The following is an 18679-nucleotide window of genomic DNA, read 5'->3' as shown; positions in this document are numbered from 1 at the left end:
CCGTGACCGGCACCGCGTCGGCCCGTCCGCGCGTGTCGCCCGTCGTGCTCATTCTCGCCGCGACGGCGATCTCGGGCGGCAGCGGCTACCTCGTGCTCGGCCTCGCCGCGGCCTTCGCCGAGCAGCCCGGTGCGGCCTTCAACTACACCAACTTCAGCTACTTCTGGTCGGCCCTCTACCTCGTCATCGGGGCGAGCGGCGGCGTGCAGCAGGAGATCACCCGGGCGACGTCGCCGGGCAGCAGTGCCGAGGATGCCGCACGCGCCGGCAAACCCGCGAGACTCCTGGCCTTCGCGCTCGCCGTCGCCGCCGGACTCTTCGTCGTGCTCGCCGCGACCGGCCCGTTCTGGGCGACCCGGCTCTTCGGCGACGCCGGCTTCGGGCTGATCGTCCCCCTCGCGCTCGGCGCCGCCGCCTACATCCTCGTCGCGAGCCTGTGCGGCGCGCTCTACGGCATCGTCGCGTGGAAGGCGCTCGCGGTGATGATCGCGATCGACGGCGTCATCCGTCTCGTCGCCGTCGGCGCGGTCCTGCTGCTCGGCGGCGGGCTCGACCTGCTCGCCTGGGCGGTCGTGCTGCCCTTCCCGGCGGCGATAGCGATCGTGGCGCCGTGGGTAGCGAAGCGGCTGCGCCGCGACATCGTCGTCGACGTGGGCGCCGGCCGGCTCGGCTGGAACGTCGCGCGCACCGTCGTCGGTTCCGCGGCTACCGCGTCGATCATCAGCGGCTTCCCCGTGCTGCTCGGCTTCAGCTCGCCGGGCACGAGCGCGGCGACCCTCGCACCGCTGCTGCTCGCCCTCACGCTCACCCGTGCGCCGATCGTGATCCCGCTGCTCGCGCTGCAGAGCTACCTGATCGTGCACTTCCGGGCGAACGCCAGCTCGACCCTGCGCCGGTTCGCGCTGCTCGAGGCGGGCGTCGGTCTGGTCGCCCTGGCCGCGACGCTGCTCGCCTACTTCTTCGGTCCGCAGGTCATCGCGCTGATCTGGACGAGCTACGACATCGAACGCGGGATGCTCGCCATCATCGTGGCGTCGTCGGCCCTCGTCGCGGGACTGTGTGTGAGCGGACCGGCGCTGATCGCGGCATCCCGACACCTGCCCTATCTCGCCGGCTGGGTCGTCGCCGCCGTCGGTACGGTCGTCGCGCTGTTCCTGCCGTTCGACCTCGAGACGCGCGTCGCGTCGGCGCTCCTCGTCGGACCGGTGCTCGGTCTCGCGGTGCACACCGTGGCCCTCGTGCGGGCCTCGAAGCCGCGCGAAACCGACCCGGACCGGCTCGGGTAAGCTGTCTACCGCCTAACTTGAACCTGATCCCGCGGCGACGGGGCCAATCGCAGTAAGACGTAAGGAAGCCTTTTCATGACCGAGATCAAGCGCGCCGTCATCACCGGCATCACTGGCCAGGACGGCAGCTACCTCGCGGAACTCCTGCTGTCGAAGGGCTACGAGGTCCACGGCTTCATCCGCCGCTCGTCGACGTTCAACACCGACCGCATCGACCACATCTACCAGGACCCGCACGACGAGAAGCAGCGCCTCTTCCTGCACTTCGCCGACCTGTCCGACGGTTCGCGCCTCGTGACCCTGCTCAGCCAGATCCAGCCCGACGAGGTCTACAACCTCGCCGCCCAGTCGCACGTGCGCGTCAGCTTCGACGAGCCGGAGTACACCGCCGACACCACCGGCCTCGGCACCATCCGCCTGCTCGAGGCGATCCGCTCGGTCGGACTGCACTGCAAGTTCTACCAGGCGTCGAGCTCCGAGATGTTCGGTGCCACCCCGCCGCCGCAGAACGAGGAGACCCCGTTCTACCCGCGCTCGCCCTACGGCGTCGCCAAGGTGTACTCGTACTGGATCACGCGCAACTACCGCGAGGCCTACGGTATGTTCGCCACCAACGGCATTCTGTTCAACCACGAGTCGCCCCGTCGCGGCGCGACCTTCGTCACCCGCAAGATCACGCGCGCCGTCGCCCGCATCGCCGCCGGCCAGCAGAGCGAGCTGTTCATGGGCAACCTCGACTCCGTGCGCGACTGGGGCTACGCCCCCGAGTACGTCGAGGGAATGTGGCGCATGCTGCAGGCCGACGAGCCCCAGGACTTCGTGCTCGCCACGGGTGCCGCATACACGGTCAAAGACTTCCTGCAGTTCTCGTTCGAGCGCGTCGGTCTCGAGTGGGAGAAGTACGTGAAGTTCGACGAGCGCTACCTGCGCCCGACCGAGGTCGACTCGCTCATCGGCGACCCGTCGAAGGCCAAGGACGTGCTGGGCTGGGAGCCGAAGGTGCTCACCCCGCAGCTCGCGGCGATCATGGTGGACCACGACGTGAAGGCCATCGAGACCGAGGGCGCCTTCCTCGTCGACACGGTCGACGGCGTCGACCCCACGCACAGCGCCTGACGTGAGAGCGCTACTCACCGGCGGCAACGGGATGCTCGGCAGGAGCATCGCCGAGCAGTGGCGCCTCGCCCGCCCCGACGACGAACTCGTGGTCGTCACGCGGGCCGAGGCCGACCTGCGCGACCCCGAGGCCACGCGCGCGGTGTTCGCGGAGGCGCGCCCCGATGTGGTCATCCACGCGGCCGCCAAGGTGGGCGGCATCGTGGCGAAGCTCGAGCACCCGACCACCTACCTGCTCGACAACCTGCTGCTCGACGCGAGCGTGCTCTCCACGGCGCGCGAGCTCGGTATCCGCGACGTGCTCTACATCGCGAGCGCCGCCGTGTACCCCGAGCACTACCGCCAGCCCTTCCTCGAGCAGGACGTGCTCGCCGCGCCGCTCGAGCCCGCCAACGAGGGCTACGCGCTCGCCAAGATCGCCGGCCTCAAGCTCTGCGAGTACATCTCGCGCGAGTACGGCTACAACTACCGCGTCGCCGTGCCGTCGAACCTCTACGGTCCCAACGACGACTACTCGCTCAGCCACGGGCACCTCATCGCCGCCGCGCTCGCCAAGGTGCACGCCGCCCAGCAGTCCGGCGCAGACAGCGTCGACATCTGGGGCGACGGCACCGCGCGCCGCGAGTTCACCTACGTCGTCGACCTCGCCGAGTGGATCGTCGCCCAGGCGGGCAACCTCGCCGAGTGGCCGGCGCTGCTCAACCTCGGCCAGGGCCGCGACCACTCGATCACCGAGTACTACGAGGCAGCCGCCGCCACCGTCGGATTCGCCGGCACCTTCGACTACGACACCTCCAAGCCGGCCGGCATGCACGAGCGGATCCTCGATTCCTCCGCCGCCCGCGCCCTCGGCTGGAACCCGCAGACGAGCATCCTCGACGGCATGGCAGAGGCCTACCGTCAGTTCGACGACACCGCAGTGTCACGAAAGGCATCACAGTCATGACCGAATCCCTCCCGGCCGGCTTCCCCCTCGCGACCTCGTCGTGGGACGACAACGAGTACGCCGCCCTGCAGTCGGTGATCGCCAGCGGCCGTTTCACCATGGGCCCGCTCGTCGCCCAGTTCGAGAAGGACTTCGCCGCCCAGTTCGGATCCGCCTTCGGCGTGATGGTCAACTCCGGCAGCAGCGCCAACCTGCTGCTGATCGCTGCCGCCGTGCTCGACCCGAGAAGCGACCTCAACGCCGGCGACGAGGTCATCGTGCCCGCTGTCTCCTGGGCCACGACCTACTACCCGTTGCAGCAGTACGGCCTCACGCTCAAGTTCGTCGACATCGACGTCGACACCCTCAACCTCGACCTCGACCAGCTCGAGGCCGCGATCGGCCCGAAGACCAAGGCGATCTTCGCGGTCAACCTCCTCGGCAACCCGAACGACTTCGGCCGCCTGCAGGCCATCGCCGACCAGCACGGCCTCCTCGTCTTCGAGGACAACTGCGAGTCGCTCGGCGCCACTTTCGAGGGCAAGGCGGCCGGCACCTTCGGCCAGATGGGCACGTTCAGCACCTTCTTCTCGCACCACATCGCCACGATGGAGGGCGGTCTCATCCTCACCGACGACGAGCAGCTGCGCCAGATCCTGGTCTCGCTGCGCGCGCACGGCTGGACCCGCGAGCTGCCCGCCGACAACTTCGTCTTCCCGAAGACCGGCGACGTGTTCGACGACCTGTTCCGCTTCGTGCTGCCCGGATACAACGTGCGCCCGCTCGAGATGTCCGGCGCGCTCGGCATCGAACAGACCAAGAAGATCCCCGCCCTCATCGCCGGACGTCGCGAGAACGCCGCCTACTTCGTCGAGAAGATGCGGGATGTCGCGGACATCCGTATCCAGAAGGAGACGGGCGAGAGCAGCTGGTTCGGGTTCTCGCTCGTGCTCGAGGGGGCTCTCGCGGGCCGTCGTTCCGAGGTCGTCGCGGCGCTCACCGCCGCGAAGATCGAGTCGCGGCCGATCGTCGCGGGCAACTTCACCCGCAACCCCGTGATGCGCTACCTCGACGCCGTCGTGCCGGAGAGCCTGCCGGCCGCCGACAAGATCCACGAGGACGGCCTGTTCGTGGGCAACCACCACTTCGCCGTGCACGAGAGCATCGACCTGCTGCACGAGACGATCACCGGCCTGATCTAGCCCGGCGGGTTCGCGGGAGAACGGCTAGCCGCGGTCGGGCTCGAGCTCGGGCAGCGGCGGCACCGTGAAGGCGCGCCGCCAGCTCAGTTCGAGCGCGGCCTTCACGCAGCACACCACGAAGGTGAGCCAGCCGTACTCGACCAGCAGCGAGCTCTCGAAGAGCGCGCTGGTGAGCAGCACCACGAGTACCAGCGCGGGCCACGCGAACACGACGCTGCGGCGCTGGCCGGCGAGCAGCCACGAGCGCACGAAGGTGAGCGTCGCGAGCCCGACGAAGATGAGCGCGCCGACGAACCCGAGCTGGAACCACACGTCGAGGTAGGCGTTGAGCCCCGAGCCGGGAACGCGCTCGCTGATCGCGAACGCGGGGAACGGCGAGATCTCGGGGCGCCAGTAGCCCACCCAGCCCCAGCCCTCGAGCGGGTTGAAGCCGATGAGGTTGATCATCTGTTTCCAGAGCGTGAGGCGGAAGTCGAGCTCGCCGCCGGCGTTGGTCAGCCCGACGATGCGGTCGCGGAACAGCCAGGCGACCCCGACGACGATCGCGACGCCGGCGAGGAGGGCGAGCTGCGCGATCGTGCGGCGCGCGGGCTTCACCCGGCGCAGCGCGTAGAGGGCCACGATCGCCACGGCGAGCACGAGCACCACGCCGCCGATGAGCGGCGAGCGGGAGAAGAACGCGGTGACCGCGGCGAGGCCGAGCGAGAAGACGCCGAGCGGGGTGCTGATGGATTTCGTACGCAGCTCGGTGCCGAAGGTCGTCGCGGCGATGAGCGAGATCACGCCGAGCTGGTTGCGCGTACCCATCAGTCCCTGGATCGGTCCGCCGTCGGCGAGATGCCCCTGGATGCCGAGGAACCGGATGGGCGCGTCGATCAGCAGCCCCGAGAACACCTCGAACGCGAGCGACACGACCAGCACGAAGCGGAGCACGTCGCCGAACGCCCGCACGATCTGGATGGTGTCGCGCATCAGTGCGATGTACAGCCCGAGCGCCGTGAACGCGGCGAGGTAGGCGAGGCCTCCCACCGTCACCCACTGGTACTGGCTCCAGAACACGGTGATGCCGGCCCAGCCGAGGAACACCAGCAGCGAGATCGGCAGCAAACCCTGCCACTCGATCGCCTCGCGGCGCGCGACGAGCGACAGCGCGGCGAGCACCACGAGGGCCGCGACGATGCCGAGGAGCCCGGGCCAGCCGATCACCGACCGGATGGCGGTGGCGAGGATGCCGGTGCCGATGGCCACCGTCGTGAGCGCGCTCGCGAAGCGCGGCGCCCCGAGATAGGACTCCGCTGCGGCTATCAGCGTGCGCGCTGGAGGGGTTCGGCTCATGGGGGAGTCCACGTTACGGCAGTGTGCCGCGTTCTCCCATCCGCGTCTTGACCGCGGTGATCGTCAGCAATAGCAGGCCGTACTCGATGATGAGCCGGCTCTCGGCCAGCGACTGCACCAGCAGCGCCGTGAGGATCAGGATCGGGAGCACCGATTCCACCGAGTAGCTGCCGCGGGTGCCCGGCACGGTGATGGTCCGGTCGACCGCGAAGAACCACGAGCGCACGACCGTGGAGAGCACGAAGGCACCGAACACGACGAGGCCGACGATGCCGAGCTGCAGCCAGACGTCGAGCCAGGCGTTGTGCGCTTGGTACTGCTGCACCCCGCCCTCGAAGGCGAGCGTGTTCAGCGGTTCCGCCCACGGCGTCCAGTAGCTGACCCAGCCCCAGCCGAACACGGGCCGCTCCTGCGCCAGGCCGATGACGCTGTCCCAGATGTTCGTGCGGCCGGTGAGGTCGGGCGACTTGCCGAGCAGGCCGAGGATGCTGTCGCGCGCGACCGCGCCGACGACCACCGCGGCGACGGCGAGCAGGGCGAACACCCCGTAGAGCACGGCGCGCACCCGGCCGGTCGGCGCGCTGCGCACCGCGGCGACTGCGAGGGTGACGGCGACGACCGCGACGAGGGCGAGCGTGATCGTGGCGGAGCGGGTGAGGAACAGGATGCCGGCGGCGAGCACGATCCACGCGATGCCGCGCCCCCGCTTCACCCGGCCGGCTGCGAGCTGCACGCCGAACACGATCAGCGCGAGCAGCGCGACGAAGCCGAGCAGCGCCGAGTTGCCGACGACGCCCTGGATCTTGCCGTCGTCGAAGAGCACATTGCGCGACCAGTAGAGCGCCTTCGGCAGGTGGCCGTCGTCGTCGGCGGCATACGGCGACCAGAACGGCAGCAGCGGGCGGCGCAGCACGAGCGCCACGAACAGCTCGAAGACGGCCGAGAGGCCGAGGATGATCCGCAGGGCGACACCGAGGGCGCGCAGCAGTTCGCCCCATGAGAAGGCGACCGCGAAGGCGACGCCCGAGAGGGCGGTGAGCAGCGTGGCGACGATGCCGACGGCGCTCGAGCTGGGGTACGCCGACCAGGCGATCGAGATCGTCGTCAGCGCGACGAAGGCGAGCAGCGGCATCGGGAGCGCGCCGATGCGCCAGCGGTCGCGGTAACGCACCAGCAGCAGCGCCGAGAACGCGGAGACCGCGAGCACGATCGCACCGAACCCGTACCAGGTGATCGAGTAGCGCCAGAGGTCGCCCGCGAGAATCGTGACCAGGGCCAGCACGAGTACGCCGAAGCGCAGCCTGCCGCTGTCCAGAAGTCTCATAGTGCAAACCTTACCGACGCACGCTGAACGCGAAGCGCCCCGCCCGGGTGTCCGGACGGGGCGCTGCGCGGGAGCGGTCTAGATGAACGCGGCCTTGCCGGTGATGGCGCGTCCGACGATGAGCGTGTTCATCTCGCGCGTGCCCTCGTAGGAGTAGATCGCCTCGGCGTCGGCGAAGTAGCGGATGACGTCGTAGTCGAGCACGATGCCGTTGCCGCCGAAGATCTCGCGGCACCAGGCGACGGTCTCGCGCATGCGGCTCGTCGTGTACGCCTTGGCGAGCGAGGAGTGCTCGTCGCGCTGCGTGCCCTCGTCGAGCATCTGCGAGACGCGGGTCACCATGCCGATGGACGCGGTGATGTTGCCGAGGCTGCGGGCGAGCAGGTCCTGCACGAGCTGGTGTCCGCCGATCTCCTTGCCGAACTGGATGCGTTCGCCGGCGTACTTCACGGCCGCCTCGTAGGCGCCGACCGAGTTGCCGACGGCGGCCCAGGCCACTTCGGCGCGGGTCAGACGCAGCACGGCCGCGGTCTCGCGGAACGAGTTCGAGTTCTGCAGGCGGTTCGCCTCGGGCACCACGAGGTCGGTGAGCACGATGTCGGCGTTCTGCACGATACGGAGCGCCTGCTTGCCCTCGATGCGCGTCGCCGAATACCCCGGCGTGGATGTCGGGACGATGAAGCCCTTCACCTGTCCGTCATCCGCGTCCTTGGCCCAGATGATGGTGACGTCGCTGATCGAGCCGTTGCCGATCCAGCGCTTGGCGCCGTTGATCACCCAGTTGTCGCCGTCGCGCTTGGCGATGGTGCGCAGCCCCTGCGCGGAGTCGGAGCCCGAGAGCGGCTCGGTGAGGCCGAAGGCGCCGAGCAGCTCGCCGCTGGCGAATCTCGGCAGCCACTCGTCGCGCTGCTCCTGGCTGCCGGCGACGGCGATGGAGCCCATCACGAGCCCGTTCTGCATGCCGACCAGGGTGGCGACGCTGGCGTCGACGCGGGCGAGCTCGAGGGCGACCCAGCCGCGGAATACCGCGCTGTTCTCGAACCGCTGGGTCTCCTTCCACGGCTGACCGAAGAGGCCGAGGTCGGCGAGTCCCTTCACGATCGACCGCGGCACGAACTCTGACCTCTCCCACAGCCCGTTGACGATGGGGCGCACCTCCGCCTCGAGGAACGCGCGGAGGGCGACGATCGTCTCCTTCTCCTGGTCGGTGAGGCCGTTCTCGTACCCGTAGAAGTCGCTGGTGAGTGACTCGAATGACATGTAAATGCTCCATTGCTTGTCGGAATCCTCCGAAAGCATAGGTCGCGCGTTCGAGGCCCTCCTAGGCGGTTGGTACTTTGGTCTAACCCAGTGACAAGGACAGGCCCCATGTTTGTAGGCATCACCAATACCCCGCGCGACTACGCGTGGGGATCGACGACGGCGATCGCGGAGCTGCTCGGTACCCCGCCGTCCGGCGGCCCCGAAGCCGAGCTCTGGCTCGGCGCGCACCCCGGTTCGCCCGCCCGTCTCACCGACGGCAGCGGCACCGTCCTCGACATCCTCGACGAACGCCTGCCCTTCCTGCTCAAGGTCCTCGCCGCCGCGGCACCCCTGTCGTTGCAGGCCCACCCGACCATGGCGCAGGCCGCCGACGGCTTCGCCCGGGAGAACGCCCTCGGCATCCCGCTCGACGCCGCGGACCGCAACTACAAGGACGAGTTCCACAAGCCCGAGCTGATCTACGCGCTCACCGACGGCTACCGCGCGCTGTGCGGCTTCCGTCCGGTGTCGGCGACGGCCGCGTCGATCGCCCGGCTGCTCGGCGCGCGTCCCGGCGACCCCGCGCTCTCCGGCTGGTCGGCGCGGCTCGAGTCCGACGACGACCTGCGCGCGACCTTCGAGTGGCTCGTCTCCGGCGGCGACGACGTGGTCGAGCTGGTCGAGGCCGTGGTCGCCGCGGCATCCGGCATCGAAGGAGAGCACTTCACCCTCGTCGGCGAGCTCGCGGCCGCCTACCCGGGCGACCCGGGCATCGTCGTCTCGCTCATGCTCAACCTGGTCACGCTGCAGCGCGGCGAGGTGCTCTACCTGCCGGCGGGCAACATCCACGCCTATGTCGAGGGGCTCGGCATCGAGCTGATGGCCGCCTCCGACAACGTGCTGCGCGGCGGCCTCACCCCGAAACACATCGACGTGCCCGAGCTGCTCTCGGTGCTCGACTTCAGTCCCGTACCGGTGCCGTACCTCGCCCCCGAGACGACCGGGTCCGGTATCGCCGTCTACCGTCCCGACGTGCCCGACTTCGTGCTTGCCGTCGTGACCGGGCCGGTAAAGGATGCCGCATACGACGTCGGCGGCACGGGAATCGTCCTCTGCACGGCCGGCTCCTTCACGCTCACCGGCGCGCTCTCCAGCGTCTCTGTCACGCGCGGCGAATCGGTGCTGGTGACCGCGGACGAGGCGACCCTCACGATCTCGGGCGACGGCGACCTCTTCATCGCGGGACCGGGGCAGGGGCTCTGGGCCTCGCAACATGACGATTCGCTAACGTCCGCGTCCGGGGTGTTCCGGCCACCCGGCAGCTGTCTCTAGGATTCCTCGCATGAGACACTCTCGAGTTACGATCGCCGCCGTCGTCGTCTTGTTCGCGGGCGGCCTGTCCGCCTGTGCCGCCGAGCCGCCGGCCGACGCCGACCCCACCGCCACCGTCGCCCCGACGCCCACGACCGAACCGGTCGAGCTGACCTCGCCCGAGCGGTTGCTCGACGGCGACTGCGAGGCGCTGTTCACCTCCGCTGACGTGGCCGGGCTCGTCGGCACGGCGTTGCAGCCGTCGTCGAGCGAATGGTCCCTCGATCCCGACTACCTGGTGATCGGCCAGCTCGGCGGCATCGACTGCACCTGGACGGAACTGCCCGTGCCGGGAGGCGTCGCCCTCTCCCTCATCGCCCTGCCGACCTCGCAGGTCACCAGGTCGCCGACCACCGAGTGCACGCCGGGCTACGGCTGCATCTTCGGATCCGTCGAGGGGGACTTCTCGCTCTACGGCGTGCTCTACGACCCGACCGCTCCGATCGCTACCACCACTGCGGCAACCCAGGCCATCACGGCGGCGTTCGCCGCGGCCACGTCGACCGTGACGGCGCCCGAGCCGTATGTGGTGGATGCCGAGTGGCCGACCGAGATCGACTGCGCGACGCTCGACGCCGGCGGGCTTATCGGTGCCGCGGCCGGCGGCGCGGGAGGCGCCGGAATGGAATGGGGCGGCGACGCCGAGCCGAACACCGGCTACTACGCCGCGCAGACACCCGCGGGGGTCACCAAGTGCGGCTGGGCCGGGGCCGGCGACGAGAACGCCGTCGTCACGGTGCTGCCGGGCGGCGCCTGGGCGGTCGACGAGGTCTCGACCGCCGCCGGGGCCGCGCCGGTCGAGGTCGAGGGCGCCGACTCGGCGGTCGCGGTGGGAGACCGCCTGCACGTGTTCGCCGGCGACAACTGGTTCACGATCACCGTGACCTCGGCGGGCACCGACGCGTTCGTCCCCGCCGCCGCGGAACTGGTCGCGGAGCTCGACGCGCTGAGCTGACCCGGGGCGGGCGGGCGGCTAGCCCGCCAGCTCGGGCACGCGCACGGCGAACGCGCGCCGGTAGGCGGTCGGAGTGGTCTGCAGCACCTTGAGGAAGTGGTGGCGCATCACCGAGGCGGTGCCGAAGCCCGTGTCCTGGGCGATGGTCTCCAACGCGGCACCCGTCTCTTCGAGTAGTTGTTGGGCACGGATGATGCGCTGGCGGTTGAGCCAGGCCGACGGTGTCGTGCCCATGTCGGCGCGGAACCGTCGGGCGAACGTGCGGCTCGACATCAGCGCTTTACGGGCGAGCTGGTCGACGGTGAGGTCTTCGGCGAGGTTCTGCAGCATCCAGTCGGCGACCGCCGCGAACGAGTCGGCGCACACCGGAGAGACCGGCGACTGGATGTACTGCGACTGGCCGCCGTCGCGCTGCGGCGGGACGACCATGCGGCGCGCGACCACGTTGGTGACCGACGCCCCGAGCTCGGTTCGCACGATGTGCAGGGCGGCGTCGATGCCGGCAGCGGTACCCGCGCCGGTGACGACGTTGCCGTCCCTCACGAAGAGCACGTCGGGGTCGACCTCGATGTCGGGGTACTCGGCGGCGAGGCGGTCGGCGTACATCCAGTGCGTCGTGGCGCGGCGACCGTTCAGGATGCCGGCCTGGGCCAGCACGAACGCCCCGCTGCAGAGGCTGAGCACCCAGGCGCCCCGGGCCTCCGCGGCCCGGATCACCTCGAGGAAGCGCTCGTCGATGTCGTCGAAGCGGTGCGCGGAGACGGCGATCAGGTCGGCGTCGGCCGCGACGGAGAGGTCGGAACTGATCACCATGTCGTAGCCGAGACTGGTGCGCACGGGGCCGGGGTCGGCGGTCGCGATCGTGAAGTCGAACTTCGGGCCGCCCATCGCGCTGCGGTCGATGCCGAACACCTCGCAGACGACGCCGAACTCGAAGGGGGCGACGCCCGGGATGGCGAGCAGGACGATCTTCTTCAGCATGGGACCTCGCTTGGCAGTAATGAACCGATTACTGTCGATTCTGCCACTGTTGGCGTCATACCACCAATCATAGATTTACTGCCATGGCTATTTCATTGGTTGTCCTCAGTGCCATCGCCCTCGTGGCGATCGTGGCATCCGTGGTCTCCGTCGTGCGCGACGGGTACCGCCGGGTGCCGACTTACGGCTCCGAAGGAGTCCGTAACCCCCGCCGCCCGCGATCCGTGGCGGCTGCGGGATCCCGGCGCTCCGCGTCTTCGGTATCGAAGAAGGGGGCGCGTTTCCGGCACTCCGCGGCGCGCTAGCGTTAGAGGTATGACATGGCTGGTAACGGGTGGAGCAGGATATATCGGGTCGCACGTCGTGAGGGCACTCGCTGACGCGGGTCTCGCACCGGTCGTGATCGACGATCTCTCGAGCGGGTTCCGCGAGTTCGTGCCGGCCGGCGTACCGTTCGTGCTCGGCTCGATCCTCGACGGCGAACTGCTGCTGAAGACCATCGAGGAGCACAACGTCACGGGCGTCATCCACGTTGCCGGCTACAAGTACGCCGGGGTCAGCGTGCAGCGCCCGCTGCACACCTACGAGCAGAACGTCACCGGCACCGCCGTGCTGCTGGCGGCGATGGCCGAGAAGGGCGTCGACCGCATCGTCTTCTCCTCGAGCGCCGCCGTCTACGGCACGCCCCCCACCGAGCTCGTGACGGAGGACACCCCGAAGAGCCCGCAGTCGCCCTACGGCGAGTCGAAGCTCGTCGGCGAGTGGCTGCTGCGCGACCAGGGTGTCGCCGTCGGCCTCCGCCACACGAGCCTGCGCTACTTCAACGTCGTCGGCTCCGGCACGCCCGAGCTGTACGACACCAGCCCGCACAACCTGTTCCCGCTGGTCTTCCGTGCCCTCGGCGACGGCAAGACGCCGAAGATCTTCGGCAACGACTACCCGACGCCCGACGGGACCAACGTGCGCGACTACGTGCACGTGGCCGACCTGGCCATCTCGCACGTCGCGGCCGCGAAGCGCCTCGACGCCGGACTCCCCGTCGAGACCGCGTACAACCTCGGCAGCGGCGACGGAAGCTCGGTGGGGGACATCATGCGCGCGGTCGCGGATGCCACCGGCATCGACTTCGAGCCCGAGATCGCGCCACGCCGCCCGGGCGACCCGGCGCGCATCGTGGCCGCGGGCGAGCTCGCGGCCCGCGACCTCGACTGGGAGATGCGCCACAGCCTGCACGAGATGGTGTCGAGCGCGTGGGAAGCAACACGCCGCGCGTCGTAACCCTCCTACGGGGGTAGAAGGTTTTATCATCACCGACTTGACTATGGCGAACTACACCGGTGTAATTATCTCTAACGCATTACGGTCAATCGGGTCGAGCGGCAAGGGGTAGAACATGGCGAACAGCGAATATCGCGCCAGTGTTCCAGACGACTGGTTCGTCGACCCGGTACGTCTCGGCGTTCCGGGAGTCCGCAAGGCCGACGTCGAGGAGAACCCTCTCGCCTGGCAGACCGACTCTCTCTGCGCGCAGACCGACCCCGAGGCGTTCTTCCCCGAAAAGGGCGGGTCGACCCGCGAAGCCAAAAAGATCTGCGGCTCGTGCGAGGTCCGCGCCGACTGCCTCGAATACGCCCTCGAGAACGACGAGCGGTTCGGCATCTGGGGCGGGCTCTCCGAGCGCGAGCGCCGCAAACTGCGCAAGCGCGCGTAGAGCTAGCGAGAACTCAGGGCTAGCTAGAACTCAGGGCTAGCTAGAACTCAGCTCTACCCCTCTCTCTGGGGCAGCCTCCGCTTCCTGTGAGTGCTGTGCTTAGGCGCGTGTCTGTGCCGCGCATCGCCCCGGGCGATCTAGGCTCGCCACGATGCAAGCGAGAGTTACAGCGATACTGGTCGCCCGAAACGGGGCGGAGTTCCTTCCGCGAACCCTCTCGGCGATCGCCCGTCAGACCCGGCGCCCCGATTCCACCGTGTTCGTCGACGATGGTTCGACCGACGCGTCGGGCGCGCTGCTCGCCGACGGCGGTCCCACCACCTTCGTGCGCGTCGACAGTGCGCGCAGCTTCGGCTCGGCCGTCGCCGAGGGGCTGAGGGTCGCGGGTTCCGAGAACGCCGACGACACCTGGCTCTGGCTTCTCGGCCACGACAGCGCCCCCTCGCCCGACGCGCTCTCGTCCATGCTCGCCGCGCTCGAGATCGCGCCGTCGGTCGCCGTCGCCGGCCCGAAGCTCATGCGCTGGGACAGCGGCGACGTCATCGAAGCCTACGGCGAGACGCTCACGCGGTTCGGTGCCTCGATCTCCCTCGTCACCGGCGAACTCGACCAAGCCCAGCACGACCGTCACAACGACATGCTCGGCGTATCGGCGAACGGCATGCTGGTGCGCGAGAAGGTCTGGACCGCCCTCGGCGGGTTCGACCCCGCACTGCCCAGCGCCGACGCCGCTCTCGACTTCTGCGTGCGCGTGCGCCTGGCCGGTCACCGCGTCGTCGGTGTGCCGACCGCCACGGTCGCCAGCGCGGGGCCGCCCGAGCAGTTCGGCCGCGACGCGCTGACCGCCCGTGCCACCAACGCCCTGCGCCGCAAGGCCCAGCTGCACCGCCGCCTCGTCTACGCGCCGGCCGTCGCCGTGCCGCTGCACTGGCTCTCGCTGCTGCCGATCGCCGTGCTGCGCTCGCTCTGGCACCTCGTCGGCAAGCGCGCCAGCCTCATTCCCGGGGAAATCTCCGCAGCCTTCGCGGCGGCGTTCACCTCCCGCGTGATGCCCGCCCGCACACGGCTGCGCCGCACGCGCTCGCTCGGGTGGGGCACGATCGCCCCGCTGCGTCTGCCGCCCCGCGAGGTGCGCGAGCTGCGGGCCAACCAGCACGCGATCCGCGCCGCGCCGCAAACCCAGGAGGACGGCGGCGCCGACACGACCCGGCTCAGCTTCCTCTCCCACGGCGGCGCCTGGACGGTTCTCCTCACCGCCGCGATCGGTGCCGTCGCCTTCAGCCCGTTGCTCGGCGCCGCTGCCGTGAGCGGGGGAGGCCTCGCTCCGCTGAGTGCCACCTTCACCGAACTGTGGGCGAACGTCGGCTACGGCTGGCGCGAGGTCGGGGCCGGATTCGTCGGCGCCGCCGACCCGTTCGCCTTCCTCGTCGCCATCCTCGGCACGCTCACCTTCTGGGCGCCCTCGCTGAGCGTCGTCGTCCTCTACGCCGTCGCGCTGCCGCTCGCCGCTCTCGGCGCGTGGTGGTGCGCCGCCCGCTTCGCCCAGCGCGCTTGGGCGCCCGCGATCGCCGCCGTGCTCTGGGCGCTCGCCCCGCCGTTCCTCACGGCGCTCAACGGGGGACACCTCGGAGCGGTCATCGCGCACCTGCTGCTGCCCTGGCTCGTGCTGACACTGCTCAACGCGCCGCGCAGCTGGTCGGCCGGCGCCGGGGCCGCGCTGCTGTTCGCCGCGACCGCCGCCGCCGCACCGTCGCTGATTCCCGCGCTCGTGCTGGGATGGCTCGCTCTGATGATCGCGCGACCGAAGAGCATCCACCGGATCGTCGGCATCGTCATCCCGGCTCTCGTGATGTTCGCCCCGCTCGCCATCGAGCAGGTGCTGCGCGGCACACCCCTCGCCCTCGCCGCCGACCCGGGTGTGCCCGTCGTCGCCGGCACCCAGTCGGGCTGGCAGCTCGCGCTCGTCTCCCCGGTCAACGGCTACAGCGGCTGGAGCGACATCGCCGCCGCGTTCGCCCTGCCCGAGCTGGCCGCCCCCGTCATCGTCGCCGCCCTGCTCGCGCCGCTCGCCGTGCTGGCCCTGCTCGCGCTCTTCCTCCCCGGTTCGCGCCGCTCGGTGCCCGCCATGGTGATCGCGCTCGTCGGCTTCGCCACCGCCGTCGCGGCCGCCCACGTGCAGGTCTCCGCGGTGGGCGAGGCGCTCGTGCTCGTCTGGCCGGGAGCGGGGCTCAGCCTGTTCTGGCTCGGGCTCGTCGGTTCGGCCGTGGTCGCGCTCGAGGCCCTCGGCCGCGGTGTCGTGTTCCCGGCGCTGCTGGTCGCCGCGGCATCCGCCGTTCTCGCCGGCCCGCTGCTCGCCATGCCGATCGCCGGAACGTCCGCCGTGTACGCGAGCACCGGGCGCATGCTGCCGGCCTTCGTCTCCGCCGAGGCCGCGAACGACCCGACGCTCGGCACCCTCGAACTGACCGCGCAACCGAGCGGCGCCCTCGCGGCGACGCTGCACCGCGGCGAAGGCACCAGCCTCGACTCGCAGTCGACTCTCGCCTCCACCGGAATCGACCCGACCGAGGAGCAGGAGCGCCTCGCCGTGCTCGCGGGCAACCTCGCCTCGCAGAGCGGCTTCGACTCCGCGGCCGAGCTGCAGGAGCTGCAGATCGGATTCGTGCTGTCGCCCGACGCCACGACGGGCGGCGCCGAGGTGGACACCCGTAAGCGCGCGGGCGAGGCGCTCGACGGCAACGCCGAGCTCACCGCGATCGGCGAGACGACGACCGGATTCCTCTGGCGCTACTCCGCGCTCGAATCCGGCGACGCGCCCTCGGGTCCGGGCCCGCTCGGCACCCCCTACGGCGCGACCGTGATCCTGGTGCAGGGCATCGTTCTCCTGATCACCCTCTTGCTCGCCATCCCCACCGGATCCCGACGCCGGCCGCGTGCGCGCGCCGCCGGCCCGAACGAACCTGCGGACACGTTCGAGGAGGACGACGATGTCTGACGTCATCGAACCGGTCGGCGACGACTACCCGACGGACGAGAACACCCCGCCGTCGCAGAAGCGCAAGCCCACCGCCCGCGGCGTGGCCATCGTGGGCGTGCGCGTGGTCGCCGGGACGGTCGGCCTCGCGGTCGCCGCCGCCGCCATCGCCGCCGCCGTCTTCGTGCCGATCCCCACCGTCAGCCGTGCCCCCGAATCCATCACCGTGACCCCCGTCGCCACGGCGCAGCAGCTGGTCTGCCCCGGGGCGCTGCTGCGGCTCGGCGATGAGACCGGCCAGGGCGCCACCACCGCGTCCGCGGTCGGCTCGGCCCTCGTCGAGTACGGCGCGAGCGGCGGCACGGTCACCTCGGTGGCCGTCGACGACGACGCCGCCACCGAGGCCACGGTCGGTGCACCCCGTCTCATCAGCTCGCCCGCGGGCAGCGAGAACGACGACGACGTGCTCGTCGCCGCCGCCCAGTCGCAGCTCGTCTCGGGCGACGACTTCGCGGGCCTCGCCACCACCGACTGCGCAGGCGTCGCCACCGAGACGTGGCTCGTCGGCGGATCGACCTCGGTCGGCCGCACGACCCTCGTCACGCTCGTGAACCCGAGCGACACCGTCGCAACGGTCTCGCTCGCGGTCAGCTCGGAGAACGGCGCCGTCTCCGCCCCCGGCGCGACCGGCATCGTCGTGCAGCCGCACGGCCAACGCGTGCTGTCGCTCGCCGGTTTCGCCCCCGACGTCGCATCGCCCGTCGTGCACGTGGTCAGCCGCGGCGGCCAGATCGTCGCCAACCTGCAGCAGTCCACCGTGCGCGGCCTCGAGGCCGGCGGCGTCGACATCGTCGGAGCGGCCGCCGCGCCCTCGACGACCCAGATCATCCCCGGCGTGCGCGTGGCCGGCAGTGCCGAGCTCGCGACCCGCATCGGCGAGACCGGCTTCGACGACCTCGCCACCGTCGTGCGGGTGTTCGTTCCCGGCGACGAGGCGACCTCCGCGGAGGTCAGCGTCATCGCCGACGACGGCACCCCCACCGGCGACTCGTTCTCGGTCGACCTCGAACCGGGCATCGTCGACGACCTGCCCGTGGACGGTCTCGTCGACGGCGGATACACCGTGCGCGTCGAGGCCGATGTCCCGGTGGTCGCCGGTGTCCGCGTGTCGACGGTCGCGGCATCCGCCATCGACCCGGCTGCCGACCCCGTGGGCGGCGCGAGCGACCTCGCCTGGCTGTCGAGCTCGCTCGAGCTCGGCGACTCCGACCTCGTGACGACCTCGGCCGGTCCCAACCCGCGCCTGCACTTCTACAACCCCGGGTCCGACGCGGTCGACGTGACCGTCACGCGCGACGACGGCTTCGACGTGACCCTCACGGTCGAGGCGCTGTCGTCGGTCTCGCTCGTCGCCAACGGCAGCACGACCTACGAGCTGAGCGGAGCCGAGGGCCTGTTCGGCGCGGTCAGCTTCGCGGGCGACGGGGGAGCGGCGGGCTATTCGATCCAGCCGCCCGCCGTGAGCGCCGGCCCGATCGAGATCCTGCCCTAGCCCGTCCCTGTCTCGGGGGCGGGGTGTGCGACGCTGAGCGTCGTCGCCGGCGCGGTGGTTTGTGCGGGGGCGTACGCGGTGCACGGCGTGCGCGCGGTGCTTTGTCGCGGACGCGCCCGTTCGTGCCACCGCGTGCGCGACAAACCTCAGCGCGCCCGCGACAAACCTCAGCGTGCGCGACGACGCTCAGCGCCGTGCACACCCGGCGCTACGCCAGCGCTACACCCCTCCGCGCCTAGTGGTCGCGGAACCGGTCGGGCGCGAGGTCCCAGGGGTCCTTGCCGAGCAGCTCGGCGACCGCGCGGAAGACGCAGGTCTCGATCATCATGCGGCGGTGCAGTTCGTCGTGGCGGTGCAGGTGCGAGAGCCGCTCGATCGGCAGGCGGTAGAGCGCCACCCGCTGCTCGTTCGGGAATACCCGCCAACGGTCCACCCCCGGCGATTCGCCGAGCTCGGCGGGCATCGCCGCGACCTCGAACGAGACACGCGCGAGCTCCTCGGGCCAGACCTCTTTGAGGTATTCGGCGGTCGAGGCGATCGTCATGTCGAAGATGTCGAGACGGCTGCGCAGCTGGGGAAGATGCGGTCCGGTGACGGCGGCACGGATGCCGCGGCCGTGACGGTCGCGGGAGCGGCCACGTTCGGACGCCGGCGTACTGCTCCTCCGCGATTTCACCATCTGACCAGTGTATTCCGCGCACGCGC

At 70.4% G+C, this 18679-nt stretch carries 16 protein-coding genes; 11 read left to right on the top strand and 5 right to left on the bottom strand.

Annotated elements, in window-relative coordinates; all coding sequences use genetic code 11:
- The first annotated feature begins 2 nt into the window (after positions 1-2).
- The 4 genes from HD599_RS12780 to HD599_RS12765 all read left to right on the top strand — a co-directional run bounded on the left by HD599_RS12780 (position 3) and on the right by HD599_RS12765 (position 4529).
- On the top strand, positions 3-1286 hold the full coding sequence (locus HD599_RS12780) for a hypothetical protein (protein WP_184238155.1): 1284 nt from the start codon (positions 3-5) through the stop codon (positions 1284-1286).
- 75 nt (positions 1287-1361) lie between these two features.
- The gene (gmd, locus tag HD599_RS12775) at positions 1362-2402 is read left to right on the top strand and encodes a GDP-mannose 4,6-dehydratase (RefSeq protein ID WP_221420504.1); all 1041 of its coding nucleotides are present in this window, start codon (positions 1362-1364) and stop codon (positions 2400-2402) included.
- A gap of 1 nt (position 2403) precedes the next feature.
- Positions 2404-3348, top strand: coding sequence for an NAD-dependent epimerase/dehydratase family protein (locus tag HD599_RS12770; protein WP_184238153.1), 945 nt, complete (start codon positions 2404-2406; stop codon positions 3346-3348).
- Entirely contained in the window at positions 3345-4529 is a 1185-nt protein-coding gene (locus HD599_RS12765) for a DegT/DnrJ/EryC1/StrS family aminotransferase (RefSeq protein WP_184238151.1), read from the top strand. Before HD599_RS12770 ends, HD599_RS12765 begins: the two co-directional genes overlap by 4 nt.
- Before the next feature lie 24 nt (positions 4530-4553).
- Here HD599_RS12765 and HD599_RS12760 read toward each other — a convergent pair whose 3' ends face one another.
- The 3 genes from HD599_RS12760 to HD599_RS12750 form a co-directional block, all read right to left on the bottom strand.
- On the bottom strand, positions 4554-5864 hold the full coding sequence (locus HD599_RS12760; RefSeq protein ID WP_184238149.1) for an O-antigen ligase family protein: 1311 nt from the start codon (positions 5862-5864) through the stop codon (positions 4554-4556).
- 13 nt (positions 5865-5877) lie between these two features.
- The gene (locus HD599_RS12755) at positions 5878-7188 is read right to left on the bottom strand and encodes an O-antigen ligase family protein (protein ID WP_184238147.1); all 1311 of its coding nucleotides are present in this window, start codon (positions 7186-7188) and stop codon (positions 5878-5880) included.
- 78 nt (positions 7189-7266) lie between these two features.
- Complete coding sequence (locus HD599_RS12750; RefSeq protein WP_184238146.1) at positions 7267-8448, bottom strand: acyl-CoA dehydrogenase family protein; 1182 nt, start codon at positions 8446-8448, stop codon at positions 7267-7269.
- A 108-nt stretch (positions 8449-8556) separates the two neighbouring features.
- Here HD599_RS12750 and manA point away from each other — a divergent pair, with 108 nt between their 5' ends.
- A complete protein-coding gene (gene manA / locus HD599_RS12745) occupies positions 8557-9762 on the top strand; it encodes a mannose-6-phosphate isomerase, class I (RefSeq protein WP_184238144.1) in 1206 nt (401 codons plus the stop codon).
- 10 nt (positions 9763-9772) lie between these two features.
- Positions 9773-10756 (top strand): hypothetical protein, encoded by a 984-nt coding sequence (locus HD599_RS12740; protein WP_184238142.1) that lies wholly within the window; start codon positions 9773-9775, stop codon positions 10754-10756.
- Positions 10757-10774: 18 nt separating this feature from the next.
- Here HD599_RS12740 and HD599_RS12735 read toward each other — a convergent pair whose 3' ends face one another.
- Positions 10775-11737: a GlxA family transcriptional regulator gene (locus HD599_RS12735; RefSeq protein ID WP_184238140.1), complete on the bottom strand. Its 963-nt coding sequence runs from the start codon at positions 11735-11737 to the stop codon at positions 10775-10777.
- Between the two features lie 83 nt (positions 11738-11820).
- Here HD599_RS12735 and HD599_RS12730 point away from each other — a divergent pair, with 83 nt between their 5' ends.
- The 5 genes from HD599_RS12730 to HD599_RS12710 all read left to right on the top strand — a co-directional run bounded on the left by HD599_RS12730 (position 11821) and on the right by HD599_RS12710 (position 17974).
- A complete protein-coding gene (locus tag HD599_RS12730) occupies positions 11821-12042 on the top strand; it encodes a hypothetical protein (RefSeq protein WP_184238138.1) in 222 nt (73 codons plus the stop codon).
- Positions 12043-12052: 10 nt separating this feature from the next.
- Positions 12053-13015 carry a UDP-glucose 4-epimerase GalE gene (gene galE, locus HD599_RS12725; protein ID WP_184238136.1) on the top strand — a complete coding sequence of 321 codons (963 nt, stop codon included), beginning with the start codon at positions 12053-12055 and terminating at the stop codon, positions 13013-13015.
- Between the two features lie 115 nt (positions 13016-13130).
- Positions 13131-13448, top strand: coding sequence for a WhiB family transcriptional regulator (locus tag HD599_RS12720; RefSeq protein ID WP_184238134.1), 318 nt, complete (start codon positions 13131-13133; stop codon positions 13446-13448).
- Between the two features lie 151 nt (positions 13449-13599).
- The gene (locus tag HD599_RS12715; protein ID WP_184238132.1) at positions 13600-16443 is read left to right on the top strand and encodes a glycosyltransferase family 2 protein; all 2844 of its coding nucleotides are present in this window, start codon (positions 13600-13602) and stop codon (positions 16441-16443) included.
- Positions 16436-17974: a DUF5719 family protein gene (locus HD599_RS12710; protein ID WP_184238130.1), complete on the top strand. Its 1539-nt coding sequence runs from the start codon at positions 16436-16438 to the stop codon at positions 17972-17974. Before HD599_RS12715 ends, HD599_RS12710 begins: the two co-directional genes overlap by 8 nt.
- A gap of 235 nt (positions 17975-18209) precedes the next feature.
- Here the strand turns inward: HD599_RS12710 and HD599_RS12705 are convergent, their stop codons facing one another.
- Positions 18210-18653, bottom strand: a complete 444-nt coding sequence (locus tag HD599_RS12705) for a metallopeptidase family protein (protein ID WP_184238128.1) — start codon at positions 18651-18653, stop codon at positions 18210-18212.
- Between the last annotated feature and the right edge of the window lie 26 nt (positions 18654-18679).

Source organism: Conyzicola lurida, from assembly GCF_014204935.1.
In the GTDB taxonomy this organism is placed as follows: Bacteria; Actinomycetota; Actinomycetes; order Actinomycetales; family Microbacteriaceae; genus Conyzicola; species Conyzicola lurida.
Note: the sequence above shows the minus strand (reverse complement) of the source record. Positions and strands in the feature narration are given on the sequence as shown.

Excerpts from the sequence above, each read along its gene's own strand:
- HD599_RS12735 (WP_184238140.1), bottom strand. The coding sequence starts at position 11,737 with ATGCTGAAGAAGATCGTCCTGCTCGCCATCCCGGGCGTCGCCCCCTTC.
- HD599_RS12710 (WP_184238130.1), top strand. The coding sequence starts at position 16,436 with ATGTCTGACGTCATCGAACCGGTCGGCGACGACTACCCGACGGACGAG.
- galE (WP_184238136.1), top strand. The coding sequence starts at position 12,053 with ATGACATGGCTGGTAACGGGTGGAGCAGGATATATCGGGTCGCACGTC.
- HD599_RS12720 (WP_184238134.1), top strand. The coding sequence starts at position 13,131 with ATGGCGAACAGCGAATATCGCGCCAGTGTTCCAGACGACTGGTTCGTC.
- HD599_RS12705 (WP_184238128.1), bottom strand. The coding sequence starts at position 18,653 with ATGGTGAAATCGCGGAGGAGCAGTACGCCGGCGTCCGAACGTGGCCGC.
- HD599_RS12750 (WP_184238146.1), bottom strand. The coding sequence starts at position 8,448 with ATGTCATTCGAGTCACTCACCAGCGACTTCTACGGGTACGAGAACGGC.
- HD599_RS12740 (WP_184238142.1), top strand. The coding sequence starts at position 9,773 with ATGAGACACTCTCGAGTTACGATCGCCGCCGTCGTCGTCTTGTTCGCG.
- manA (WP_184238144.1), top strand. The coding sequence starts at position 8,557 with ATGTTTGTAGGCATCACCAATACCCCGCGCGACTACGCGTGGGGATCG.
- HD599_RS12765 (WP_184238151.1), top strand. The coding sequence starts at position 3,345 with ATGACCGAATCCCTCCCGGCCGGCTTCCCCCTCGCGACCTCGTCGTGG.
- HD599_RS12715 (WP_184238132.1), top strand. The coding sequence starts at position 13,600 with ATGCAAGCGAGAGTTACAGCGATACTGGTCGCCCGAAACGGGGCGGAG.
- HD599_RS12760 (WP_184238149.1), bottom strand. The coding sequence starts at position 5,864 with ATGAGCCGAACCCCTCCAGCGCGCACGCTGATAGCCGCAGCGGAGTCC.
- gmd (WP_221420504.1), top strand. The coding sequence starts at position 1,362 with ATGACCGAGATCAAGCGCGCCGTCATCACCGGCATCACTGGCCAGGAC.
- HD599_RS12730 (WP_184238138.1), top strand. The coding sequence starts at position 11,821 with ATGGCTATTTCATTGGTTGTCCTCAGTGCCATCGCCCTCGTGGCGATC.
- HD599_RS12755 (WP_184238147.1), bottom strand. The coding sequence starts at position 7,188 with ATGAGACTTCTGGACAGCGGCAGGCTGCGCTTCGGCGTACTCGTGCTG.